The following is a 24,330-nucleotide window of genomic DNA, read 5'->3' as shown; positions in this document are numbered from 1 at the left end:
ATGATAGATATGAATTTTGTTTTGGATAAAAAGAAAGGGGTTCGTCGCCTGTTCAGGCCAAAGGCCGACAGGGACAAAGGGGAGAGATTTGAAAGAGAGATGCAACTATTTACAGTTAGGATGACTCTATTCAGACAGGAGGCTATGGGACTTGGGGTAAGGTATGGTCCTAGATCGACTGGCTCCGATGGTCGCCTTTCCGGCATCGAAACCAGGCAAACTGGGCATGGGTAGGACATCACCATAAAAATCCCGTCCAGTGGAGGCTTCTTGCGAAGACGGCCAAAACCGCATGGTCCTGGGCACGGTTCCGGGCACAGGGCTGGGGCTGGGGCTGGGGCTGGGGCTGGGGCTGGGGTCTCGCTCTCTTCAGTAGCCTGACCCATAGCGATGACATTCCGTATCAAAGCGATTATCTCCTTCATACATAGAGTCATGGCAGAAAGTTATTAAACTATCCACCTCACAAAACAATTAATATCACAAAGCAGTAAAACTGTCAAACACAGCCAAAAAGGAAAACACTTTTACTCGTTTTAGTTCTTCAATCACCTCCCTATCTCATGCAACTCTAAACGAAACGCCGCCCAAAGAAAGGAGTTATTGAGAGCGCTTTCACATGAATGCCGCACAAAAAACAAGGCGAAACCACAAGAAGACCATTCAAAGACGCCGCGGATAGAGACGACATAAAGACGAACAAGGAACGAAAAGTAGAGAGAGATATATACTTCATATGTGTTCAAAACGGCTGCTGCGAAGGAATAACTAGAGACCGGAAGTTCACCTCATATCGATGGGCAAACGCCCTTACTCTTTATTAAATTGTTCACTCTATATCATAACCAATACCATGGGCAAGAGATGCTGTCAAATAAAAAATATACTTTGAATTTTCCGATCAAATTCCCAGACGTGATGGCGACGACCCATGAAAAACACTGTCGCCAAGCCCACTTACCGATCTAACCCCGTTAAAATAAGGCCGATTCAGGGCTTCGTTTTCAGAATAGATTTCCTATTCTCTCCTCCGTCGTTATTATGGATAGACTAATAACATTAACAAAGGGGTCGCATTATAAAAATATACGCCCCCTTTGTTTTTTGATTTTTAACGAGTCAATCTACAACGATAAGATCCTTAGTGTAACCGTTCAAAACCTCGCATCCATCCTCGGTGGCTATAACCAGGTCCTCTATCCTCACCCCTATATCGCCCGGAAGGTAGATTCCGGGCTCGATGGAAAAGATCTGCCCAGGCATTACCACGTCGGTGTTTACGGGTGAAACGTCTCCGAACTCATGATCCTCTATGCCTATGGAGTGCCCCAACCTGTGAGTGAAGTACTTGCCGTATCCCTTCTCCGTTATATAATCCCTCGCGGCCCCGTCTATATCGCAGAATCTGACACCGGCCTTGACCTTCTCGATCCCCCTCATATTGGCCTCTCGGACGATCTCGTAAACCTCCCTGGCGTGGTCAGAGACGCTGCGATAAAAGACGGTTCTGGTCATATCCGAACAATATGACTGAAAACGACAGCCTATGTCGATGATCACGCAGTCCCCCTCCTTGACGAGGGAGTCGTCCATCACGTGATGAGGGTCTGCGGCGTTGGCTCCGTATCCCACTATGGGATCGAAGGAATGCCCGTCGGCCCCTAATTCCTCCCAGATGTCGCCTAGCATCTTGCCCATCTTCTTTTCCGTGTATTTCTTCGGAACCAGGCCGATCATCCTGTCCATGGCGGAATCGTTCAACTTGGAGGAGGTCCTCATGAGGTCCTTCTCCATCTCGTCTTTACACATCCTGACCTTGTCCACTATCTCCGAGCCGTTGACGAAGTCGCTTGCGCCGCCGGATTTCATGAGCTTAAGCAGGAAACGGGCGGGCCAGTTCTTATCCACCCCCATAACCCCATCGTGATCGGTGAATTTCGTCAGCATGGGTACCGGATCCTGGGTGTCGTTGTACCACACCATGTCCAGACCGAGATCCTCCTCCACGGGGAACAGCTCGTTTATGAAAAGCCTGTGCTTGCCCTTCAGGTCAAGATAAAGGGCCAACATCCTCTCTCCCGGCAGGATCCATTTTCCGGTCAGATAGAATATGGCACAGGGATCCGACACTATCATCTGAGGGATTCCCTTCTTCTCCATGGATGCTAGAACGGCGTCAAGCCTGGTCCTGTTCATATAATCGACCTCCTATGATATTTAATTATCAACTACCTGACACAATGGGTTCTTTTAACGAATTTTCTCCATATCCACAACCCGCTGAAAATAACGACGACTGCTCCGCCTATTATCTCTATCTCGTAGATAACGTTTTCCCTAAGGGTGGGCATAGCCGGAGCGAGGGGCAACAGAATGCCGCCTATGACCACGACCATGACGACGGAGGCTATCAAAATCGCCGTATTCGCGTCCTTGGCGATCACGTAGGGCCGGACCTCGTCAGGTCTCGTCCTGCGCAGTTTTATATAGGACGTGAAGAGAAGGATATAGGGGAAGAGCGAGGTCAAAGCGGTCATGGTGACCAAAACGTTGTAGATTATGTCCACCGAGGGCAGTAGATTTATGGCGAGCAGGATTATCGTCACTATCGTAGCCTGAAGATAAACCGCCCTGACCGGGATGTTATGCTCGTTGCTTTCGGTCAATTTCTCCGGGAAAACCCCTTTCGGGACGCTGCAGAAAAGCATCTTTATAGGCGATCCGATGTACAGAATGATGGCGCCCAAAACCGACAGGGTAATTCCAAAAGCGACCAGCTTGATGAACCATGTCCCTACCCCCAGGTGGGAGGCGACCTGGGACAAGGCCACGAGGATACCCTGAGAGGCAGTTATCTCGCTGGTGGGCAATATCATCGTTATGGCGACGGAACCCAATATATAAAGCCCCGAGATCAGACATGCGGCTATCAATATGGCTCGGGGGAAGTCCTTTTTAGGGTTCTCCATCTCCGTGACGAAATTAGCCGTCGTCTCCGCGCCGCCCAGAGCGAACAAAACGGACGAAATCGCGACGAAGGAATTTACGTTCAACTGAGGCATCATGCTCTGCACAGTATAGACCGAGGCCGACTGATGTCCGAAAACAAACACCGATACGAAACCCATGGCTATCAAAAGGATAGCGGGGATGGTTGATCCCAAGGCTCCCACGAAAATAAAAAAGCACCGTTTAAACCAATATCGGATAAACAGGATACAGTACGAAAATATTACCGCAGAGATACCCCATTCAGCTTGCTTAATTTGAAATATTTAAGCTGATGCCAATATTTCAAGATCAACAGGGCAAAAAAGGGTGGTCGAGCCAAGCTCGATCCACCCTTAAGAGACGAAACGTATCTAAAAAATCAGCGAGAGATCTCTTCCGCCAGTCTCTCCACCAGGTCGGGCAGGACGGAGAAGGCGAAGCGGGGCTCAAGTCTCTCGGTGGCCTTGTGTACGTCCTTTCCGAAGGGCCCCAGGTTGCAGACCGGGGCCTGCACCGCCTTCATGGCCTCGAAGGGAACGTCGTAGAGATCGCCCCATCCCGCCATGTTCTCCTTCAGTACGGACATATCGCCGTTCCCGACGGCACGACCGAGGTAGCTCAGATCGGAGATACCCTCGAAAACCGGCACATTTACGGGTTCGTAGCCCCTCTCCCTGGCGAGGTCGAACACCGCCTCCAGGGCTCGATCCAACCGCCCTTCGGCTTCGTCGTCGACCGCCACGGTTGGAGGGTATAACGGAGGCAGAAATCCCACGACCGCCATCGGCCCATCCAGGCCGCTTTTGTCCAGAAGAGATAGTACCTCCGCCGCCGCCGCGTCGACCGGGGACCCCGAGACGTCGCCTCCGACGGGATCGGCCTCTCCCGCGACCTTTCTCAGCTCGGAAAGGGTCATCACCCGCGACTCCGGCAGAGATAGACTTACGCCCAGCTTTCTGGCAGACCAGGAGGTCAGGTCTATCGCCCTGGCCAGCCCCTCCCTGGCGGAGTTCAGGAGAACCTTCAAAAGCTCCTCGGGAGAACGGGAACAGTAGAGCAGGTTATAACGGGCCATCACCCTGTCGTAGAGGGTAACGGAGTAACCGTCCCTCAACGCCTCAAGCCCCAGACAGGCGGCGGGAGGAAAAACCATATCGCCCAACCGATCCGCCGACTCGGGGGCTCCCTCCAGATGGGAGTTTATCTGACCGGCTATCTGAACGGCGCTTATTCCCTTGAAGAACTCTCCCACATGGGATCCCACCCCCACGGAGAGGACGAAACCCATGGCCTTGCCTATGGACCCGCGGTGAACCGGCCAGCTAGAGCCCTTGGCTCCTACTGTGGGCTCTCCGTTGACCCAGGCCGACACATTCAGGCCCCTTTCCTCCAGAAAACGGGCCACCTCGGGAACGGCTTTTCTCATGCCGAGAGACAGGTTCTCCTCGTCGGGGACCGCCAGAAACAGCACGTTACAGGGGGCGCCCTCACGATCCCACTTTTCAATCAGCGCCATGTGAACGGCCAGACCGCATTTCATATCGGCGGTTCCCCGCCCGAAAAGCCACCCTTCGTCCAGATCCTTACGGATCGGCTCGGGAAGCTCCCTCATGGCGATATCGACCGCAAGCCTTTCGGGATCGAAGGCCACGTCGGCCAGGTCACCGTAAACGGAGGCGCTGACCACGTCGAAGTGCCCCGTCAGTCCCAACGTGGCCGAGGAGCCGCCGGACGCCTCCATAAAGGCCAGCACGGCAGGGCGACCGTCGCAGTCTATCGTTTTAAGGTTCCCCGACCTCTCGCCGGAGAAACAGGACAACTTAGCCAGGATGGAATGGATTTTTCGCCCCATCTCCAACTCGCCGGACGAGCCGGAAACGCTCTTAACCGAACATAGATCCAGCAGCAGCTCTCTTATTCGATTTTCCATCGTAATAGATCGTCCTCCTTCACGGATACATAAAATCTCCGAAAACGGCATCTCCATCGCAGTGGAAACCGTTATTTAAAAGGATTACGTCATCGATTATACTAGAAAAATCGAACATACTACAGAGGACTTATGACCCCTTTGTACATCAGGGTCAGGGCCAAAACGGCTGCGACGGACAGACCTCCGGAGATCAGGAAGTTCGAGGGAGAAAAAGCCGACTTTCCCGACTCGTACTTTGCCTTCCAGAAGAAAAAAGCTCCCGGAGCGTAAAGAACGGCACACATCAAGAGATAGTCCAACCCAGCGGCGTAGATCAGCCAGAAGGAGTAAACCGAGGCTATCGCACCTATCGCGAGATCGCCGACACGAGACTCTTCCGGGCCGTAGGACTCGCCTGTGACGACCAGCTTGAACTGGTACAGGGCACTGAACATGTAGGGTATGAGGATGGCAGCGCTGGCTATGGTATACACCGCCTGATACGTCCCGCTGGAGAAGAGGATCAACACCAGAAAAAGCTGAATCAGGCCGTTCGTTATCCACAGAGAGGCGACGGGAGCTCCGTTGGCGTTCTCCTTGGCGAAAAGCCTGGGAAGGACGCCGTCCTTCGCCGCCACGTAGGGAGTCTCGGCGGCCAGGAGGGTCCATCCGAGGATGGCTCCCAGGAGGGACACTATCAGCCCCAGGTTTATCAAGGTGGCGCCCCACGGCCCCACGACGGACTCCAGTATATAGGCGGTGGTGGGATTGGGCAGCCCCACCAGATCTCCACGGGCCATAACTCCTAGAGACGTGATCGAAACGAGAACGTAGATCACCAAGGTACCGACCAGACCGACCAAGGTCGCGGTCCCCACGTCCTTGCGGTTCTTTGCTCTTCCGGAGACGACGACCGCCCCCTCTATGCCTATGAACACCCAGAGGGTCACCATCATAGTGCTCTTGACCTGAGCCATGACGGAACTCCACTCGAAGGCCCCTCCGGTGCCCCAGAAATCGGAGCTGAAGAGGTCGGCATTGAAGCCCAAAGTAACCAGGACCAAGAATACGATGAGGGGAACCAGTTTGGCTATAGTGGTCACCAGATTGACCAAAGCCGCCTCCCTGACACCCCGAAGGGCCAGAAAATGGACGCTCCACAGGACCAAAGAACCTCCCAGAATCGAGGCTAGGTTGTTTCCCTCGCCGAAGACGGGGAAGAAATATCCTATTGCGCCGAACAGCAGGGTTATGAAGGCAACCGTCCCCAACCAGGCGCTTATCCAATACCCCCAGGCCGAGTTGAACCCGATATACTCACCGAAACCGGCCCTGGCATAGCTGTAGACTCCGCCGTCCAGATCGGGCTTTCTGGACGCCAAACTCTGATACACCAAGGCGAGAGAGATCATACCAACACCGGTGATGAGCCATCCCAACAGAATGGCTCCCGGATGAGCTCCTTGGGCGATGTCGGAGGGGAGGCTGAAAACCCCTCCACCGATCATCGACCCCACTACCAAAGCCACGAGGGCGAAAAAACCCAGTTTTCTATCGTCGGACATTTGAGAAACGGACCACCTTTCGGAGAAAAAAACGAGACGAAGCGTAAGAATAAAGGTAGACGAAATGGACCGGTCGAAGAGACTAGATCTCTTCCCTGACCAGGGGCATACTCATACAGCGCGGGCCGCCACGTCCTCTGGAGAGCTCGGAGCTCGGCATGACGTAGGTCTTTATGCCGTTATCCCTGAGAAGCTCGTTGGTGACGTAGTTTCTGGAGTAGACCACCACCTCGCCGGGAGCTATAGCCAAGGTGTTGGAACCGTCGTTCCACTGCTCTCTGGGGGCGTCCACCGGATCTCCTCCGGCACATCGGATGAGGGTTACGTCGTCCAGCTTCAGGGTGCTCTTGAGGATATCCTCCAGGGTGGCGGTCATCTCCTCTATCTTGAGGCCGTCTCCGTCCTTCTTTATGGAGAAGACCTGCAACGGACCTTCTATCTCGGGATGGATGGTGAACTTGTCCCTGTCCACCATGGTGAAGACCGTATCTAGGTGCATGAAAGCCCTCTTCTTGGGGATATTGAAAGCCAGTATGGTCTCGAAGGTCTGGCCGTCCCGGAATATATTATCCGCCAGGGTCTCCACCGAAGCGGCATCGGTCCTCTGGGAGATACCTATGGCCAGCACCTTCGGGCTGAGGATCAGCTCGTCCCCGCCCTCCAGGGAGGTGTGCTCGTCTCGATCGAACCATATGGGAATCTCGCAGTCGGAAAAACGGGGGTGATTCTCGAAGATGTACTTGGCGAACAGGGTCTCCCTGTTTCTCGTGTCGGTGCGCATGTGGTTGAGGGTTATCCCGCTGCCGATCGTGGCGAAGGGATCTCTGGTGAAATAGAGGTTGGGAAGGGGATCGATCGCGAAGAAATCGTCGGTGCTTAACTTGTCCGCCAAAGAGAGCCTGCGGGCATCGGCCATCTCGTGCCAACGAACTCCGGCCATCATTCGGTCCACCATCTCCCTGGGCTCGAAGGAAAGAAAATAATCCTTGAGGCTTTCCCTGGTACCGCGACCGGGAATTCTCGCCTCGGAGATGAAATCGTCGACGAAACTGCCTCTAACAAAGACATCCGTCAGGGACTCGGCGGCCAGATCCTCCAGATAGAGGACCTCCACCCCGTTACCCGTAAGGATCTCGGCGAATGCATCGTGTTCCTGTCTGGCGACCTCCAGATAGGGAATATCGTCGAAGAGAAGGCGCTCCATAAGATCGGGGGTGAGGTTCTCCACCTCTTTACCCGGTCTGTGAAGAAGCACCGTCTTAAGACGACCGATCTCGGAAGAGACTTTCAAAGGAGACGGGTTCATATATATTCCTCCTTACATTGGATAGTGTAACTGAAACAAACGGGATCTCGCTCTACGGCTTAAGTCTATATCATAAACCAAATATGTCAATAGGTTCAGAAGGCCCGAAACAGGCCATTCCCCCAAACGAAGACAAGAACACAAGTACAGCAAGGGTTCAAGGCTACTCCAGAGATCTCTATCATAGATAACCCAGCTCGTCTAAAAACTTATAATAAACCAAAATAAACCAAGCCGGAGTCCATAAACTCCGATTTAGAAAACCTTCGTTCGATTTATAGATCGTCGAAAAAGAAAGCACACTAAGAAACTCGTTTATAGTTTAAATCTTCAACTATAGAAACCCCTCGAGGAGTACGAAAAAACAAAGGAGAGCCATTTACGAGGAGGGATATCCGATGACCGAGAGGATAGAGAGTATAAGGCCGGTAAAATCCATAGCTCCGACCAGACTGAAGAGAGTGGAGAGAAGAGGGAAGGACGGAAAGGGGAGCAAAAAAGACTGGGAAGAGGCCCTGGAGGAAGAGCTCCGACAGGAACAGGATCGTGAAAAAGACGAGGATAAAGAGGAGAAGGACGAGCCGGAGGAACGGGAACCGGAAAAGGCCCCGCCTCCCAGCAAACCCATAATCGTCCACGGGCATCTGGACGTAAAAGCGTGATAGAATATCGATCGAAACCGGTCTAAATCAAAAATGAAGAGGGTGACCCTTTGACTACGCAACGAGAACGAATAATACTGTCCCCACCTCACATGAGCGGAGACGAGCTTCGTTTCGTCCACGAAGCCTTCGAATCGGGCTGGATAGCCCCTCTGGGACCTCAGGTGGACGCATTCGAGAGGGAGACGTCCGATTATATAGGAAGACCTCAGGCCCTGGCTCTCAGCTCGGGCACGGCGGCGCTTCACCTGGGACTGAGACTTCTGGGCGTAGAGGCCGGAGACGTGGTTCTCTGCTCCAGCCTGACCTTCATAGCGTCGGTCAGTCCTGTAACCTTCATGGGAGCCAAGCCCTACTTCGTCGACTCCGACGAGGACACCTGGAACATGTCGCCTCGGGCCCTGGAGCGCGCCATAGACGACCTGTCCTCCAAGGGAATAAAGCCCAAGGCGGCCATAGTGGCGGAGCTATACGGCCAGGCCCCCAAATGGGACGAGCTCATGCCCATCTTCGACAACCACGACATCCCGGTACTGGAGGACTCGGCGGAGGCCCTTGGAGCCGAATACGACGGCAGAAAGTGCGGCACCTTCGGACGCTACTCGGTGCTTTCCTACAACGGGAACAAGATAATAACCACCTCCGGAGGAGGGATGCTCCTGCTGGACGACCCCGAATCCAGGGAGAAGGCCTTCTTCTGGGCCACCCAGGCCAGGGACAAGGCTCCCTGGTATCAGCACAGCGAGATAGGCTACAACTACAGGATGAGCAACGTCCTGGCCGCCATAGGCAGAGGGCAGATGCTTCACCTGAACGAGAGGGTCGAGGCCAAGAGGACCGTCTACAAAAGATATGCAAAGGCATTCTCGGACATACCGGGAATCGCCCTGATGCCCGAGGCCGAAAAGGGAAGATCCTCCATGTGGCTCACCTCCATAACCGTCGATCCCGACGAGACCGGTACCACCGCCATGGACATATGGAAGGCCCTGGGAGATGAGAACATAGAGAGCCGGCCGGTCTGGAAGCCAATGCACCTTCAGCCGGTGTTCGAGGGCTGCGGCTACGCTTCCCACGACGACGGGATAAGCGTAGGAGACAGGCTCTTCGAGAACGGCCTGTGCCTCCCCTCCGGCACCTCCATGACGGAGCAGCAGCAGTACAGGGTCATAGAGGCGGTAAAGAAGGCCCTGAAACGGTGAAAAATCCCCATCCCTCCGTAACCGATCCTATCAAAAGAGCCGTCGACATATGCCTGGCGGCTGCCGGCATCGTGGTCCTGTCTCCGATACTGGCGGCGGTGTCCCTGGCTGTTCGGTCCAAGCTGGGCCATCCCATATTCTTCGAGCAGAGAAGGCCGGGACTGAACGGACGGATCTTCCACATGATAAAGTTCCGCACCATGACAGACGGCAGGGACGAAAGAGGCGAACTCCTGCCGGACGAAAAGAGACTTCCTCCCTTCGGAAGGTTCCTCCGCAGCACCAGCCTGGACGAACTGCCCGAGCTGTTCAACGTCCTGAAGGGAGATATGAGCCTGGTGGGCCCCAGGCCTCTGCTGGTCGAATACCTACCTCTCTACAGTCCGGAACAGTCCAGACGCCATCTGGTCCGACCGGGGGTGACCGGCTGGGCTCAGGTGAACGGAAGGAACGCCCTGTCCTGGGAGGACAAGTTCTCCCTGGACATATGGTACGTGGACAACTGGTCCAGAAGACTGGACTGGAAGATACTCGTCATGACGGTGAAATCGGTGTTCCGCAGGGAAGGCATAAGCTCGGGAGACCACGCCACCATGCCGCCCTTCGGAGGCTCCCGATGAGAGACGTCTTCGTTCTCGGCGCGGGAGGACACGGCAAGGTGGTCATAGCCACATTGAAGGCATTGGGATACCATGTGGCTACCGTACTGGACGACGACGAAAAACTGTGGGGTACGAAGGTATCGGGAATAACCGTAGCGGGCCCCATGGATGTCGTCAGGGAATACAAGAACCCCTCGGCGGTTATCGCAGTGGGGGTCAACGAGACGAGACGAAAAATCGCCCGTAGGATTGAGGGGGTGGATTGGATCTCCGCCGTTCACCCTTCCGCTATCGTCGATCCATCGGTAAGGATAGGCCCTGGCACGGTGGTCTTCGCCGGAGCGGTGGTCCAGCCGGACTCGGTTCTGGGAAGCCACGCCATAATAAACACCGGAGCCACGGTGGACCACGACTGCCACATAGGGAACTTCGTCCACGTGGCGCCGGGATGCAACCTGGCCGGGGCCGTTACCCTGAAGGAAGGGTCCTTCATGGGCATAGGAAGCCGGGCGGTCCCGGACGTCACCGTCGGAGCCTGGACCACCGTCGGAGCGGGAGCCACAATCGTGTACGACCTGCCGGGAGGAATCACAGCGGTGGGAACGCCGGCCAGACCCGCTCGCTAGCCCTCGACTACATCGTCGAGGGCTTTCGCTATCCTCTCCGACGCCCTTCCGTCCCCGTAGGGATTGGGAGACGACGCCATTTGGGCCAAACGGACATCGTCATCCAGAAGAGACGACACGGCCTCCCTCAGGTTCTTAGGGTCGTTGCCGACCAAGGTCAGTATGCCGGCCTCCACTCCCTCGGGCCTCTCCGTGACGTTTCTGGCGACCGCCACAGGAACCCCCAGAGAGGCACCCTCCTCCTGAAGCCCTCCCGAATCGGTCAGTATGAGACGGCTGGCGGACAACAACGCCGCCATGGCCCCGTATTCCAGAGGATCCAGCAAAAGGACGTTCGGCTCTTTCTCCAAAATCGACCACACCGACTCACGGACCTTAGGGTTGAGATGGACCGGATAGACGAAGAGATGGTCCCGATGCTCCCTGGCTATCGAGGACACCGCCTCGGCCAGACCCGGCAGAACGGGCCAGTTTTCCCTCCTGTGGAGAGTCACCGTTACGATCCTTCCCGACTCGGGCATCTCGACAGGCAGGGCCCCCTTTCGGGCGGCGTAGAGAATGGCGTCCACTCCGGTCTGACCGGTCACCACTATACGGTCCTCCCTCTTGCCCTCCCGAAGCAGATTGTCCCTGGAGGTCTCGGTAGGGGCGAAGTAGAGATCGCATATGACGTCGGTCAACACCCTGTTGGCCTCCTCCGGGAAGGGCTCGGACATTGATCCGGAGCGAAGCCCCGCCTCGACGTGCCCCACCGGGATCCTCTCCAGGAAGGCCGCCCAGGCCACGGCGAAGGTGGTCAGGGTATCTCCGTGAACCAGGACGTAATCCGCCTCTAGTTCCCTCAGGGCCTCGGCGGCCTGGGGAAGAATTCTGGCCGCCAGATCCGGAAGGGTCTGGCGGTCTGTCATGACGTCCAGATTCGCATCGGCGGATATCTCGAAGATCTCCAATGCCTGGCGAAGCTGCTCTCTGTGCTGTCCTGTGAGCAGTATCTTGGGGATCAGGCCGTCCCGTCCGGAAAGGGCCCTGTAGACCGGGGCCATCTTTATGGCCTCCGGCCTGGTCCCGAAGACCAGGACGACTACCTTATCCCTTCCCTTCGCCATCAGAGGCCGCATCTCCGACGATAATAGGAGACCGTATCGTCTATGCCGTCCTCCAAGGATCGGAAGGACGAAAGGTCCATCAGGCTCCTAAGCCTGGATAGATCGGCGAAGCTGTGTCTGATGTCACCGGGCCTCTCCGGCTCGAAGGAAGGGGCCTCCCTCTCCGGAACCAGCCGGGACAACAGCGAGTAGACCTCGTTCACCGAGGCCCTGCGGCCGCTTCCCACGTTCATGACCGACCCGCCTATGGACTCGGCTTCCTCCGCGACCCTTACCATGACCCTGGCGACGTCTTTAACGTGGATGAAATCCCTGGTCTGCTCTCCGTCGCCGAATACCGTCACGGCACGGCCGTCCAGAAGGGCCGTTGTAAAACGGGGTATGACCGAGGCGTAGGGTCCCTCCGGATTCTGTCTGGAACCGTAGACGTTGAAGAACCGAAGCCCAACCGAAGGGATACCCCAACAGCGAAAAGCCGCGGCTGCCACCAGCTCGTCCATGGCCTTGCTAGCGCCGTAGGGAGACTGGGGCATAGGAAGCTCGGCCTCCCGTCTCGGACCGTCGTCGGCCCCCTCTCCGTAGACGGCGGCGGAGCTGGCGTACACCACCGGAATAGGCCTGTCCTTCAGGATCTCGAGCATATCGGAAAAGGCGGTCACGTTTACCTCGTAACACTCCCTGGGCTCCCGTACGGACCTGGGAACCGATACCATGGCGGCCAGATGAAAGACCCCGTCGACCGACGCCAGAAGACGTTCCATCAGAGCAAGGTCCCGAATATCCCCTCTGTAGAGCTCCACTCCGTTGCCCTCTAGATGTTCTATGTTGGAACCGTCCGTCCCGGAGAGATCGTCGAGAACGGACACGGTCCATCCCCTCTCGATCAAAAGATCGCAGAGATGAGAGCCTATGAAACCCGCTCCTCCCGTTACGAGGGCTTTTTTTCCTTTCATGACCGGTTCTCCTCTCTTTTCCAGATGACCAGAGCATCCTGCCCCTCGAAGGTGACCTTCAGCCTTTCGAACTCGTCGTCGTCCAGAACCAGCCACCTTATCTTTATTCCCAGATCCGATTCCAGACGGGAAACCAGTCCCTGTAGGTACTCCCTGTCGATGGATCCCACCAAAACCAGGTCCATCAGCCCCGAGTTCACCCCTCTGGCGTAATCGCCGGTGACGAAAGCCAGCCTCACGTCCCCCAGTTTGGCCACGACCGACTCGACCAGACGATCTATCCCCATGGTCTTTCGGACAAGCCCCTGTATCTCCGGAAACAACGGATGTCCGCTGTTGGCCCGATAGACCTTGGTTCTGCCTTCCGTGGAGGACTCTAGCAACCCCGCCTCGGCCAGGCGGTTCAGCTCCACCCTGACCGAGTTCGTCGACTCGCCGAACTCGTCGGCCAATTCCCTCAGGTATCCCGAGGATCCGGGATTCAGAAACAATTTTAGAAGAAGACGCACCCGCGTCTTGGACGTTATCAGAGATTCAAGCATATCATTCGCTCCTATCGACCTTAGGCAAAACGATCAAGTCGAGTAATAATATAACTCGGATCTTCCGCAAAGAAAAGACCCCCGATCGGGGGCCTTTCTCCATCGTTTTATCGATTTTCGTCTTATCGGTCGGCCTCGGGAACGTCTATCCGATAGAACAGCACGAATAACACCGGCACGAACAGAAGGGTCAGGACGGTGGCGAAGCCCAGACCGCACATTATGGTCACCGCCATGGGGCCGAACAGAACGTCTCTGATGAGAGGGATCATGCCCAGTATGGTGGTGCCAGCCGCCATCATTACCGGCCTTAGACGGCTGACGCCCGAGTCCATCACGGCGTCGAAGGGGATCATTCCGTCCTCCAGGTTTATGTTGACCTGATCTATCAAGACTATGGCGTTCTTTATGAGCATTCCGATGAGGCTGAGTACCCCCAGAAGAGCCATGAAGCTGAAGGACTTGCCGAAAAGCAGCAACCCTACCGTAACCCCTATTATGCAGAGGGGTAGGCAGGCCACTATGATCGCGGACTGCTTCACAGAGTTGAAAAGCATGACTATGATGGAGAGCATGACCACCAGGCTGAGCGGCAACATCCGCTTGATACCCTTCTGGGCGTCGCTGCTGCTCTCGAACTCGCCTCCCCACTCCATCGAATAGCCCAAAGGCAGCTCTATGGCTTCCACGCCGGATCGGATCCTCTCGAAGAGGGCGTTGCTGTTGGCTCCTATGATCGGGTCGGCCTTCACCGTCAGGGTCCTCTCCCTGTCCCTCCGCCGGACGATGGGATTTTCGAAAACGGTCTCCACTCCGGAGACCAGGGACCCAAGAGGAACCATCTTTCCTGTGAGGGGGCTCCATATCTGTACCAGCTTCAGCCCCTCTACACCGTCCCTCTCCCTCTCGGGAAGCCGGGAGTATATGGTCAGAAGCCGATTATCCTCCCGATACACCCCGACCGGGTCTCCCTGATAGCTGTTCATGAGGGCCTCGTTTATCTGCGGACGGGAGAGCCCCATATTTCTCATCTGGTTGGTCATGACCTTGGGCCTGATGACCTTGGCCAGCTGGCGCCAGTCCTGCCTGACGAAACCCGCCTTGGGATCGGCCGCTATGACCGCCTCGGCCCGTTCCGCCAGAGATCGCAATACCGCAGGGTTCGACCCCTGAAAACGGACCTGTATCTTAGCCTCCGAACCGCCGCCCTTGCTGAACTGTCTTGACTGAGCCACGGCCCCGGGAAGGTTCTTGCTCACGAAATCCTCCGCCCCCTTCATGGCGTCGAAGAGGGTGTCCGATCCCTTCAGGTTGACCACCGCCTGGCCGTAGGCCGAGTCGGGATCCTCCGCCGTGTAGGTCAGGGTAAACCTGAGGGTTCCCCCTCCGACGGTGGTGGCCACCGACTCCACGTCCGGTCGACTCAAAAGATAGGCCTCCAATTTCGCCATGTTTTTCGAGGTCTCGTATATATCGGCCCCCTCGGCACGCCAGAGGTCCACGGTAAAACGGGGAGACGCGTCCTGAGGCATGAAGGATTTATCGACGAAACGGAATCCGAAAAGCGCCAAGGCGAAGAGGACCACCATCACAACGGCGAATATCTTGCCGTTTTTGAGGGCGGAGAAGAGGAACCCCCTGTATACCCTGAAGAACTTGCCCTTGTAGGGGTCGTCCGGCTCTCCCTCGGGATCCTTTAGCACCATGACCGCTATCAGAGGGGTTACTGTTATGCCGAGAACCCAGCTCCAGAGCAGAGAGATCCCCACCACCTGGAATAGGCTGCGACAGAACTCTCCTGTGCTGTCCGGAGAAAGGCCTATGGCGGAGAAGGCCATTATGGCTATGACGGTGGCTCCCAGCAGGGGCCAGATGTTTCCCGCCACGGTCTTGGCCGCAGCGGCAGGGCCGCCCTGGCCTTTCTGAACCCCTATGAGGACCCCTTCCGTTACGACTATGGCGTTGTCCACCAACATCCCCAAGGCTATTATGAGAGAGGCAAGAGAGACGCTTTGAAGGGTTATCCCCATGTAGAGCATGGTGGCGAAGGTGGCCGCTATGGTCAGAAGAAGTATTCCGCCTATGAGAAGACCGCTCCTCATGCCCATGAACACCACCAGAACCCCGACCACTATGACCAGAGATTCTATCAGGTTCAGGACGAATCCGTTCACCGCCGTGGTGACCTCGCTGGCCTGAAGATATATGGGCTCCAGCTCCATCCCCACCGGTGTGATCTCCACCAGCTCCCTGAGCCTCGCATCCACAGCCAAGCCCATATCGACCACGTTGCCGCCCTTAACCGTAGAGATGCCTATGCCCAGGGCGGGGCGGCCGTCGTAGCGCATGATCTTCTGGGGAGGATCGACGTACTTCCTCTCCACCACCGCCACATCCTTGAGACGGATAACCCCTCCGGGCCCGCCGCCTATCATCACATCTCCGATATCCTCCACCGACTTGACCGCTCCGGTTGGGTCGATCCTTATATATTCGTTCCCCACGGCAACCTGGGCCATGGGAGAGAGGGTGTTCTGCTGATTCAGAGCACCGTATATATTCTGAGGCGAGATTCCAAGGGCCGCCATCTTGGAACGGGATATCTCCACGTATATGCCCTCGGGCTGATCCCCTATTATGGAGACGCTTCCGACTCCGTCCACCAGGAGGAGCTCTTTTTTCAGCTTATCGGCGTGATCCTTGAGTTCCCTGTATGAATATCCGTCTCCTACCAGGGCGTAAAACTGACCGTAGACGTCGCCGTAATCGTCGTTCACGATGGACTTCTGAACGCCCGGAGGAAGGTTAGCCTGGACGTCGTTGACCTTCCGCCTCAGTACATCCCAGATCTGAGGAAGGTCGGCCGCGGTGTATTCGTCCCTGATATCCACGTACACTATGGACAGGTTGGCCTTCGAGAGGGAGCGGACCATCTTGATCTCGCCCATCTTCTGTATGGCCTCCTCGACCCTGTCGGTTACCTCCTGCTCCACCTCCTGGGCGGTCGCACCGGGATATATAGTGGTGACCACGGCGGTCTTTATGGTGAAGTCCGGGTCCTCCAGCTTGCCGAGTTTTGAGTAGGAGACCAGTCCCGCTATGGCTACGACCACCACCATGTACAGGACGACCACTTTTTTCTTTATGCACAGTTCGGCTATGTTCATTACATCCACCTATTCGGCGGTCATCAGGCGGACCTTCTGACCTTCTCTCAGAAAATGGACCCCGGCCGTCACGACCACGTCTCCGATCTTGAGATCCCCCGTTACGGAGAGCCTGTCGCCCATATAGGGACCGGTCTTCACAGGAACCCTGCGAACGACTCCATCCTCGTAGAGCCATATGTAGCTGTTGCCGGACTGATCGGCGAAGACAGCGTCCACCGGAACGGAGAAAAGAGACTCGAGCTTCGAGTCCTGACCTTCGATAACCCCTACGACCCTCAACGTAACGGCCATACCGGGAAGTACTGTCACGTTTTCCGGGTAGGGCATGGTTACCGTCGCCTGGTAGGTCTGGGTCGAGGGGTCCGCCTGAGTGGAAAACTCCTTGAAGGTAACGGGGAACACCCGTCCCGGCATGGCGTCCAACGTGGCGGTCAGCTGCAGATTCCCTATCTGTTTTTCTCTTATCCTGATCACGTCTCCGTCTGGCACGTGGACCACCATCTCTATGTTCTTGAGGTTCTGAAGGCTCAATATGGTCTGCTTCGCCTGGACGAACTGATGGTTGTCGGCGAAGGTATCGGCCACTACCCCGTCGAAGGGGGCTCGAAGCTCCGTGTCGGACAGGGCGGAACGGGCGGCCTCGACCGCCGACTCCTGAGCCTGGATGGCCGCCTCCTGCTGCTGGAGCTCTTCCTTTCTGGCTCCGGAGCGGGCCTTCTTAAGGGACTCCTGTGCGGACCGGAGGGAAGAACGGGCGACGTCGTAGGCGGTCTTGTACTGTTCATACTGCACCTGAGAGACCGCTCCCTGATCGTAAAGGGACTTGAACCTCTTGTAGTTCGACTCCGCCTCGGCGTACTGGGCCTGGGCGGCGCTTACCGAAGCCTGAGCCGCGGCAAGGTCCTCCGCCCTGGCTCCGGACTTCATCTCCGCCAGTTTCGCCTGTAACTGCCTGAGCTGGCTCTCGGCGCTGTCCAGCTTGGTCTTGAAATCCCTGGGGTCTATACGGGCCAGGAGGTCGCCTGCCTTGACCTCCTGGCCCTTCTTGACCGGAAAGTCCACAAGAGGGCCCGACACCCGAAAGGAAAGGTCCACCTTCTGGGAGGCCTGTACCGTGCCCTGATAAATTCCCTGGAAGGCTTTGCCCTCCGGCGCCAGAGTCTCGGTACGGACCGGGCGGACTATCTCCGGCTCCAGGTCCTTCTCGCCGAGACGGGAACGCACGAACTCCATGCCTCCGTATCCCACTACCACCAGGATAACCACCGCCAAGGCGATCTTTTTACCTGCCCACAACATTCTCTTCATTTTCTGACCTCCCGGGAATATGAATCCGTATATCGACCGTCGTCACTATTAAGACGATCTTACCATAGAGGATGTCCAAAAGTTCGTCATTTTGTGATACAGTGTCCTGACTTGATGTATCCGTTCAGCAGTAGAAAAGGAGGGAACGGCGTCCGCGCCGACTGGAGATGGCAGAGAGAATATACGATAAGAAGAAGATGGCTCTAGGGGATCTGGGCATCCTAACCTGTGCGCTGCTTTGGGGAGTTTCCTTCGCCGCCACCAAAGAGGTAATGAAATACATGGGCCCTCTGTGGCTTCTGGCCTTCAGGTTCACCTTCAGTTTCCTGCTGATAGCGGGGCTGTCTCCCAAGAGGCTGAAAAAACTCACAGCCAGAGATATCAAGGTCGGAGGGATAATAGGTTCTCTGCTGCTGGTGGCCATGGCCCTCCAGACAATAGGGCTTCAATACACCACGACGGGCAAATCGGCCTTCATAACGGCCTGCTACGTCGTGATGGTCCCGTTCATAACCTGGGCTGCCGACAGAAGAAGCCCGGGATTCAAGGCCTTCGTGGCCTCGGGCATATGCCTCTTGGGGATGGGGGCCATAACCCTGGACGGAGCCAATATAGCCATAGGCTTCGGAGAACTTCTCACCATGGGCTGCGCCCTGGCCTTCGCTGTTCAGCTGGTGGTTATAGACAGGATGGCCCAGGAGAGCGACGCCCTCACCCTCACCATGGTGGAGACCGCCTTGAGCGCCGTGGCCTGCGTCATAGGGGCCCTTATATGGGAGCCTATGCCCCAGATTCAATCTACGGCGGTAGTGGGCTGGATGGCATATCTCGTCGTGGGGTGTACCTTGATTCCCTACGCCCTACAGATAAAATCGCAGCAGCTGACGTCGTCCACCCACGCCAGCATACTGCTCATAATGGAGTCGGTATTCGCCATGACGGTCGGCATCGTCTTTCTCGACGAGCCCCTCACGTCCCGACTCGCCATGGGCTGCGGCCTGATATTCTTCTCCATCCTACTAACCGAGCTGGACCTGTCAGGCCTGTCTAAGAAGATCAGGAGACAGGAGGCCTGAGGGATTCTACGAATTCCGGCAGATTCTCCGGGTTCAGAGGACGGCTGTAGACGAAACCCTGAATTATGAGATCGGTCTTCTCGCCTCCTATATGGAAAAGCTGACTTTTCGTCTCGACCCCCTCTATCACGACCGCCCTAGCCATATTACGGGCCATCGCTATCACCGAGTTCGCCACTGCGGCGCTTCTGGGAGACCGCTCCAGATCCAGCACGAAGGAGCGGTCTATTTTTATACCGTAGAAGGGAAAGTTCCTTATAAAGTCGAAGGAGGAGTAACCCGTTCCGAAATCGTCTATGGCGACCTTTACGCCCAGCTCCTTTATTCTGTCGAAGATGTCGAGAAGATAGCCGCCGTTGTCCTTCAAGGTATTTTCAGTTATCTCAAGGGTGAGCCGCTCCGCCGAAAATCCCGTCTCCTTCAGGACGGAGGCCACGGTTTCGCAGAGATCGTCTCCGTATATCTGCACCGGCGACACGTTCACCGACATCTTCAGGTAAAAGCCCGCCCTCTCCCAGAGGACCCCCTGACGACAGGCCTCCCCCAGTATCCATCTCCCCAGAGGGACCATTATTCCCGTCTCCTCCGCCAGGGGGATAAACTCTCCGGGAGAGACCACCTCTCCGTCCGGCTTCCGCCACCTCACCAGGGCCTCCACCCCTACGATCTCCGATCCTCCCATGAGAACCTGGGGCTGATATTGCAAAAAGAACTCGCCTCGATCCATGGCGAGCCTCATCTCCTGTTCAAGGGCGGCCCTTCGGCGAGCGTCGCGATCCATCTCGTCGTTGTACAGGGCATAGCCTCCAAGTAGAGCCTCTCTCTTGACCCTGTGCATGGCCAATCCGGCGTTTCGTATCATCTCGTCTCCATTGGCAGCGTCGTCGGGGAACACGCTGACCCCCACGCTGACCGATATATTGAGCTCCGCATCGGAGATGGAGATGGGCCTTTGGAACACCTCGCCGATCGAGCGCAGGACCGTTCGTATCCTGTCGGATCTTCCGTTCTGAGGTATAACGAAGGCGAACTCGTCGCTGCCGACCCGGGCGACCATCTCGTGATCATTCACTATGGACCGGAAACGATCGCCTATATGCCTGAGGACCTTGTCGCCCACTAAGTAGCCGAAGCCGTCGTTGACGTCCTTGAAACGGTTCAGATTCAGCACTATCAGCCCTACCGATTCGCCCTGCCTCTTCCCCCGGACCAACGACGAAGAGAGCCGCTCCATAAGGACGAAACGATCGGGCAGACCGGTCAGGATGTCCTTGGCGCCGTGAAAGGACTTGCCCTCCTTCATCGACTTCATCCTGGACAGATCGGAGAAGACCGCCATGTAATATACGGAGCCGTCCGAGCCGTAAAGCCTCTTTATGGAGAGCCACTCGGGGTAGATCTCTCCGTCCTTGCGACGGTTCCAGATCTCCCCTTCCCATCGTCCTTCGTCCTTTATGGACCGCCACATATCCCTGTAGAAAAAATCGTCGTGATGCTGGGACTTCAATATCCTGGGGTTCCGACCCACCGCCTCGGAGGCCCCGTAGCCGGTTATGGCAGAGAAAGCCCTGTTGACCGCCAGGATGGTCCCGGACCGGTCGGTCAGGGTAATTCCCTCGGTTATCTCGTCCCAGACAGCCTCCACCAAGGAGTCTCGATCAACCGAAAAGTTCAACGTCATATGAAATCCCTCCCGACGAGGATTATACATCGGCCGCGACGACGGACGACCTGAAGATCGTAGGATAGTTCCTCGCCAGCTCCACTCGATAGGCCCTGGACGCCCGGATATCGTCTATGGGTTTTACCTCCAGGCCGAGAGCGTCTCCCGCCGACCGGAAAGCCCCCTCGTCGAAAAGGCTAGCTCCGGCCATGGCGGCCTCGGCCCGGAGGGACCTGATCGGGACCGGCCCCATGGAGCCCAGGACCATCCGTATCTCCTCCACCGATCCTCCGTCCTCCGAAGGCCTCCAAATTGCCGCACAGGACCCCACAGAGATGGCCATGGCCCTGCGCAGGCCGTCTTTTCGAAAAAAAGGACGCCAGCCGGTCCTCAGGGGAATAAGTATCTCCGTCAGGAGCTCCCCCGGCTCCAGTACGGTCTTTCCCGGTCCAAGTATGAAGTCGTCTATAGGTAAGGATCTGGTCGAGTCTAGCGACCTTATACACACCTCCGCCCCCAGGGCCCAGAGGGAACAGAGTCCGTCCGCCCCGGGAGAGGCCGTACATATATTTCCCCCCACCGTCCCCATGTGACGCAGGGCCGGACCTCCCACGGAGGAGGCGGCCATGGCCAACAGGGGAACCTCAACGGCTATGAGAGGACTGTCGATCACCCTCTGCCAGGTGGCACAGGCCCCTAGGACCAGATAGTCTCCCCTGAGAGAGACCCATTTCATGCTCTCTATCCGGTCGAGCAGGACAAGATCGGGACGTTTTTCCGAGGATCGAAGCCTTACCGAAAGGTCCGTGCCTCCCGCCATGGGGACAGCCCCTCCGGACAGACGTTCCAGGGCCTCTCCGACGGTGATCGGGCTGTAGACCGTCACAGCGAGAGCCCCCTCATTATCTCGGCCCCCTCCATGACGGCGTCGACTATGGCCCTGTAGCCGGTGCAGCGACAGATGTTGCCGCTCAGGGCGATCCTGACCTCGTCCCTGGAGGGATCGGGGTTCCTGGTCAGAAGGTCGACGGCGGCCAGCACCATGCCGGGAGTGCAGTAGCCGCACTGGACCGCTCCCAGACGATCGAAGGACTCGAAAAGGGGAGCCCATCTGGGAAGGTCCCTGATCCCCTCCACTGTGGTGACGGTTTTCCCGTCCAGCTGAGCGGAGACCATGAGACAGGACAGACGACTCTCCCCGTCCACCAGAACGGTACAGGCTCCACACTCTCCTGTTCCGCACCCCTCCCGACAGGACGGAATCCCAACCCTGTCCCTCAGGATATCCAGAACTCTTTCGTCCCCGGACAGCTCCATGGAGAGGTCCTCTCCGTTCAGGTTAAACTCTACCTTCATCTCTCGCACCTCCGGACAAAGAGAAAAACACCCTCTCGGCGGTGAAGGGAGAGGCTGTCAGAGGACCGCATATATTGGCCAGACCGTTCGCCACCGCAGGCAGAGGCCCTATCAGAGGGAGCTCTCCCAACCCCTTCAGCCCCTTCGGCCCGGAGGGCTCGTCCAGCTCCACAGCCAGGCATTCCACCTCGGGAAGGTCCATGGAGGTGGGTATTATATAGGTGGAGAGGTCTTTCGAAACGACCTCGCCGTTCTTGACGGAAAAATCCTCGAAAAGAGCGTATCCCAGTCCCTGGGCTACGCCGCCCTCTACCTGCTGACGGTACATCTGAGGGTTCACCACCCGCCCCGCCTCCGTGACCGCCAGATAACGGGGAACCGACACCTGACCGGTGAAGAGATCCACCTCGACCCTGGCGACGTGCACCGCCCAGGAGAAGATGCAGTGAGGAAACCCGGAGTTTTTCGGACCATAGTCCGTCTCCGGCCCAGGAAAGGAGACCGGAGCCAGGCTCCCCGCCACGGAGCATCTTTCCGGAAGCTCCATGAAACCTGCGAGGACCTCCAAGGGCAGCTCCCTTCCGGAGGATATACACCTCATCCTGCCGGGAAGCAGGACGAGATCGTCCTCCCTCGCTCCGAGAACCATTCCGGCCTTCACGTACATGCGCCTCTTCAGCTCGTCCACCGCGGCTAGGAGGGCCCTGCCGTATATGTAGGTGGTGCGGCTGGCCGCAGCTGGGCCGGAGCGGAGGCTCCTGTCCGTGTCGGGCTGGACGAGATCGAATCTATCCCGCTCCTGACACAGAGGTTCTCCGGCGAGGTGGACGTAGGTGGAACCGTTGCCCTGCCCCATGTCGGGTATCCCCGAGTAGAGCCTGAAACGCCCCTCCTCGGTCAGCTCTATTCTGGCGTTGGCGAAATCCGGTATTCCCGGGCCGAAACCCTGACCGTGGCATATCAGGGCAGCCCCGGTGGAACGGGCCTTGCCCTCCGGTGCGGAGTTTCGCCATTCTTCCCTGGAGGTCCATATCTCCTGTTCCAGAGCTCGGTCCAGACAGGGGACGGCCCCAACCGTGGATGTGAGGACCACGCCGGAGCCGTTCATATCTCCCCGGACCAGGCCGTTCTTTTTGCGAAACTCCAGAGGATCCATTCCGAGCCTCTTGGCTAGACGGTCCACCAGCTGCTCCAGTGCTCCCATCACCTGAGGGGCACCGAAGGCTCGAAAGGCCCCTCCGAAGGGGTTGTTGGTGTAGACCGCCCGCCCCTCCAGTTCAACAGCCTCGAACCGGTAGGCACCGCAGCAGTGATCCAGACCGTTGGTGAGCACCGGAACGGACATGGACGCGTAGGCCCCCGAGTCCAGGGTGAAGCGGCATCTTATTGCCCTGAGAAATCCGTCGGAGGAGCAGCCCAAGGTCATCTCGGTCACGGAAGAGTGCCTCTTGGGAGAGCAGAGGAAGCTTTCCTCCCGGGAGAAGACCATCTTCACCGTCCGCCCCGGACAGGCCATGGCGGCGGCACCGAGAATCCCCTGGATAACCACTCCGTCCTTCCCGCCGAAGCCGCCTCCCAGGCAGGGGGCCTTGACCCTTATCCTCTCTCGGGGAAGGCCGAGCGCCCTGGACAGCTCGTCCCTGTCCCTCCAGGGATTCTGGGTGGACACCTCCATCTCCAGATTTTCTCCATCGTAGAGGGCCACCCCCGACTCGGTCTCCAGATAGGCGTGCTCCTGCATTGGGAAACGAAAGACGTCCTCCTCCACCAGATCGCAGTCCTCCAACACCGATTTGGCGTCTCCTCTTCTGACCCATCCCGACACCAGGAGATTGCCGCCCTCTCTGTCGGGATAGAGCAAGGGAGCATCCGGAGACAGGGCCTCCGGAGGATCGAATACCGCCGGAAGGGGGTCTATCTCCACGGTCAAGGCCCTGGCGGCCGCCTCGGCCCTCTCCCTGGTGTCGGCGACGACCACGGCCACGGGATCTCCGCGATATCTTATCCTGCCTCCTAGAGGGACCAGGACCGGCTGATCCGGCTCCAATACCCCCAGGAGATTCTCTCCCTCTATAGAGTCGGCCTTACAGACTGCGACGACCCCGTCCATCGAGACCGGCTCGTCCCCCAGGGACCGCAGTATCCCCGAGGGAATTCCGGCACGGCGGGCTACCGCCCAGAGGATTCCAGGACCGGTTATATCCGAGGCGTAGCGTTCCTCGCCGCGAACCTTGGCCATACCCTCGATCCTGGGCACCGAGATCCCGGCGACCAAGGGGCCTCTCATATC

Annotated in this window: 20 protein-coding genes; 6 read left to right on the top strand and 14 right to left on the bottom strand. The window is 57.2% G+C overall.

Annotation, left to right across the window (positions count from 1 at the left end):
- Nucleotides 1–234, top strand: coding sequence for a hypothetical protein (locus L2W58_RS06905; protein WP_236102617.1), 234 nt, complete (start codon nt 1–3; stop codon nt 232–234).
- 885 nt (nt 235–1,119) lie between these two features.
- Here the strand turns inward: L2W58_RS06905 and L2W58_RS06900 are convergent.
- The 5 genes from L2W58_RS06900 to arcA form a co-directional block, all read right to left on the bottom strand.
- Entirely contained in the window at nt 1,120–2,196 is a 1,077-nt protein-coding gene (locus tag L2W58_RS06900) for a M24 family metallopeptidase (protein ID WP_236102616.1), read from the bottom strand.
- A 32-nt stretch (nt 2,197–2,228) separates the two neighbouring features.
- Entirely contained in the window at nt 2,229–3,233 is a 1,005-nt protein-coding gene (locus tag L2W58_RS06895; protein WP_338033077.1) for an amino acid permease, read from the bottom strand.
- A gap of 137 nt (nt 3,234–3,370) precedes the next feature.
- Nucleotides 3,371–4,921: a M20/M25/M40 family metallo-hydrolase gene (locus L2W58_RS06890; protein WP_236102615.1), complete on the bottom strand. Its 1,551-nt coding sequence runs from the start codon at nt 4,919–4,921 to the stop codon at nt 3,371–3,373.
- A 119-nt stretch (nt 4,922–5,040) separates the two neighbouring features.
- A complete protein-coding gene (arcD, locus tag L2W58_RS06885) occupies nt 5,041–6,468 on the bottom strand; it encodes an arginine-ornithine antiporter (RefSeq protein WP_236102614.1) in 1,428 nt (475 codons plus the stop codon).
- 82 nt (nt 6,469–6,550) lie between these two features.
- Entirely contained in the window at nt 6,551–7,774 is a 1,224-nt protein-coding gene (arcA, locus tag L2W58_RS06880) for an arginine deiminase (protein WP_236102613.1), read from the bottom strand.
- 398 nt (nt 7,775–8,172) lie between these two features.
- Between arcA and L2W58_RS06875 the strand changes: the two genes are divergently transcribed.
- From L2W58_RS06875 to L2W58_RS06860, 4 genes are read left to right on the top strand one after another with little or no spacing between them, the layout of a single operon-like run.
- A complete protein-coding gene (locus L2W58_RS06875) occupies nt 8,173–8,436 on the top strand; it encodes a hypothetical protein (RefSeq protein WP_236102612.1) in 264 nt (87 codons plus the stop codon).
- A 50-nt stretch (nt 8,437–8,486) separates the two neighbouring features.
- Nucleotides 8,487–9,638: a DegT/DnrJ/EryC1/StrS family aminotransferase gene (locus tag L2W58_RS06870; RefSeq protein ID WP_274705047.1), complete on the top strand. Its 1,152-nt coding sequence runs from the start codon at nt 8,487–8,489 to the stop codon at nt 9,636–9,638.
- Complete coding sequence (locus tag L2W58_RS06865) at nt 9,635–10,258, top strand: sugar transferase (protein ID WP_338033076.1); 624 nt, start codon at nt 9,635–9,637, stop codon at nt 10,256–10,258. The genes L2W58_RS06870 and L2W58_RS06865 overlap by 4 nt, the downstream gene beginning before the upstream one ends.
- The gene (locus L2W58_RS06860) at nt 10,255–10,866 is read left to right on the top strand and encodes an acetyltransferase (protein ID WP_236102611.1); all 612 of its coding nucleotides are present in this window, start codon (nt 10,255–10,257) and stop codon (nt 10,864–10,866) included. The genes L2W58_RS06865 and L2W58_RS06860 overlap by 4 nt, the downstream gene beginning before the upstream one ends.
- Here the strand turns inward: L2W58_RS06860 and wecB are convergent.
- From wecB to L2W58_RS06835, 5 genes are all read right to left on the bottom strand, one after another.
- Nucleotides 10,863–11,972, bottom strand: coding sequence for a non-hydrolyzing UDP-N-acetylglucosamine 2-epimerase (gene wecB / locus L2W58_RS06855; RefSeq protein WP_236102610.1), 1,110 nt, complete (start codon nt 11,970–11,972; stop codon nt 10,863–10,865). The two genes, L2W58_RS06860 and wecB, sit on opposite strands and share 4 nt — an antisense overlap.
- On the bottom strand, nt 11,972–12,925 hold the full coding sequence (locus tag L2W58_RS06850; RefSeq protein ID WP_236102609.1) for an NAD-dependent epimerase/dehydratase family protein: 954 nt from the start codon (nt 12,923–12,925) through the stop codon (nt 11,972–11,974). Before L2W58_RS06850 ends, wecB begins: the two co-directional genes overlap by 1 nt.
- Nucleotides 12,922–13,467, bottom strand: coding sequence for a winged helix-turn-helix domain-containing protein (locus L2W58_RS06845; RefSeq protein WP_236102608.1), 546 nt, complete (start codon nt 13,465–13,467; stop codon nt 12,922–12,924). The genes L2W58_RS06850 and L2W58_RS06845 overlap by 4 nt, the downstream gene beginning before the upstream one ends.
- Before the next feature lie 122 nt (nt 13,468–13,589).
- Nucleotides 13,590–16,634, bottom strand: coding sequence for an efflux RND transporter permease subunit (locus L2W58_RS06840; protein ID WP_236102648.1), 3,045 nt, complete (start codon nt 16,632–16,634; stop codon nt 13,590–13,592).
- Nucleotides 16,635–16,643: 9 nt separating this feature from the next.
- A complete protein-coding gene (locus L2W58_RS06835; RefSeq protein WP_236102607.1) occupies nt 16,644–17,945 on the bottom strand; it encodes an efflux RND transporter periplasmic adaptor subunit in 1,302 nt (433 codons plus the stop codon).
- A 167-nt stretch (nt 17,946–18,112) separates the two neighbouring features.
- Between L2W58_RS06835 and L2W58_RS06830 the strand changes: the two genes are divergently transcribed.
- Nucleotides 18,113–19,021 carry a DMT family transporter gene (locus L2W58_RS06830; RefSeq protein WP_236102606.1) on the top strand — a complete coding sequence of 303 codons (909 nt, stop codon included), beginning with the start codon at nt 18,113–18,115 and terminating at the stop codon, nt 19,019–19,021.
- Here L2W58_RS06830 and L2W58_RS06825 read toward each other — a convergent pair.
- Genes L2W58_RS06825 through L2W58_RS06810 form a run of 4 tightly spaced genes read right to left on the bottom strand, consistent with a single transcriptional unit; the run spans nt 19,002 to nt 24,327 of the window.
- On the bottom strand, nt 19,002–20,702 hold the full coding sequence (locus L2W58_RS06825) for a putative bifunctional diguanylate cyclase/phosphodiesterase (protein ID WP_236102605.1): 1,701 nt from the start codon (nt 20,700–20,702) through the stop codon (nt 19,002–19,004). The two genes, L2W58_RS06830 and L2W58_RS06825, sit on opposite strands and share 20 nt — an antisense overlap.
- Nucleotides 20,703–20,724: 22 nt before the next feature.
- Nucleotides 20,725–21,570 (bottom strand): FAD binding domain-containing protein, encoded by an 846-nt coding sequence (locus L2W58_RS06820; RefSeq protein ID WP_236102604.1) that lies wholly within the window; start codon nt 21,568–21,570, stop codon nt 20,725–20,727.
- Entirely contained in the window at nt 21,567–22,040 is a 474-nt protein-coding gene (locus L2W58_RS06815) for a (2Fe-2S)-binding protein (RefSeq protein ID WP_236102603.1), read from the bottom strand. Before L2W58_RS06815 ends, L2W58_RS06820 begins: the two co-directional genes overlap by 4 nt.
- Nucleotides 22,024–24,327: a xanthine dehydrogenase family protein molybdopterin-binding subunit gene (locus L2W58_RS06810; protein ID WP_236102602.1), complete on the bottom strand. Its 2,304-nt coding sequence runs from the start codon at nt 24,325–24,327 to the stop codon at nt 22,024–22,026. The genes L2W58_RS06815 and L2W58_RS06810 overlap by 17 nt, the downstream gene beginning before the upstream one ends.
- Nucleotides 24,328–24,330 lie beyond the last annotated feature (3 nt).

The organism is Dethiosulfovibrio faecalis (assembly GCF_021568795.1).
GTDB classification, from domain to species: domain Bacteria; phylum Synergistota; class Synergistia; order Synergistales; family Dethiosulfovibrionaceae; genus Dethiosulfovibrio; species Dethiosulfovibrio faecalis.
The sequence above is the reverse complement of the archived record's forward strand: the minus strand, read 5'-3'. Positions and strand labels throughout refer to the sequence as shown.

Excerpts from the sequence above, each read along its gene's own strand:
- L2W58_RS06905 (WP_236102617.1), top strand. The coding sequence starts at position 1 with ATGATAGATATGAATTTTGTTTTGGATAAAAAGAAAGGGGTTCGTCGC.
- L2W58_RS06900 (WP_236102616.1), bottom strand. The coding sequence starts at position 2,196 with ATGAACAGGACCAGGCTTGACGCCGTTCTAGCATCCATGGAGAAGAAG.
- L2W58_RS06890 (WP_236102615.1), bottom strand. The coding sequence starts at position 4,921 with ATGGAAAATCGAATAAGAGAGCTGCTGCTGGATCTATGTTCGGTTAAG.
- arcD (WP_236102614.1), bottom strand. The coding sequence starts at position 6,468 with ATGTCCGACGATAGAAAACTGGGTTTTTTCGCCCTCGTGGCTTTGGTA.
- arcA (WP_236102613.1), bottom strand. The coding sequence starts at position 7,774 with ATGAACCCGTCTCCTTTGAAAGTCTCTTCCGAGATCGGTCGTCTTAAG.
- L2W58_RS06875 (WP_236102612.1), top strand. The coding sequence starts at position 8,173 with ATGACCGAGAGGATAGAGAGTATAAGGCCGGTAAAATCCATAGCTCCG.
- L2W58_RS06860 (WP_236102611.1), top strand. The coding sequence starts at position 10,255 with ATGAGAGACGTCTTCGTTCTCGGCGCGGGAGGACACGGCAAGGTGGTC.
- wecB (WP_236102610.1), bottom strand. The coding sequence starts at position 11,972 with ATGGCGAAGGGAAGGGATAAGGTAGTCGTCCTGGTCTTCGGGACCAGG.
- L2W58_RS06850 (WP_236102609.1), bottom strand. The coding sequence starts at position 12,925 with ATGAAAGGAAAAAAAGCCCTCGTAACGGGAGGAGCGGGTTTCATAGGC.
- L2W58_RS06845 (WP_236102608.1), bottom strand. The coding sequence starts at position 13,467 with ATGCTTGAATCTCTGATAACGTCCAAGACGCGGGTGCGTCTTCTTCTA.
- L2W58_RS06840 (WP_236102648.1), bottom strand. The coding sequence starts at position 16,634 with ATGAACATAGCCGAACTGTGCATAAAGAAAAAAGTGGTCGTCCTGTAC.
- L2W58_RS06835 (WP_236102607.1), bottom strand. The coding sequence starts at position 17,945 with ATGAAGAGAATGTTGTGGGCAGGTAAAAAGATCGCCTTGGCGGTGGTT.
- L2W58_RS06830 (WP_236102606.1), top strand. The coding sequence starts at position 18,113 with ATGGCAGAGAGAATATACGATAAGAAGAAGATGGCTCTAGGGGATCTG.
- L2W58_RS06825 (WP_236102605.1), bottom strand. The coding sequence starts at position 20,702 with ATGACGTTGAACTTTTCGGTTGATCGAGACTCCTTGGTGGAGGCTGTC.
- L2W58_RS06815 (WP_236102603.1), bottom strand. The coding sequence starts at position 22,040 with ATGAAGGTAGAGTTTAACCTGAACGGAGAGGACCTCTCCATGGAGCTG.
- L2W58_RS06810 (WP_236102602.1), bottom strand. The coding sequence starts at position 24,327 with ATGAGAGGCCCCTTGGTCGCCGGGATCTCGGTGCCCAGGATCGAGGGT.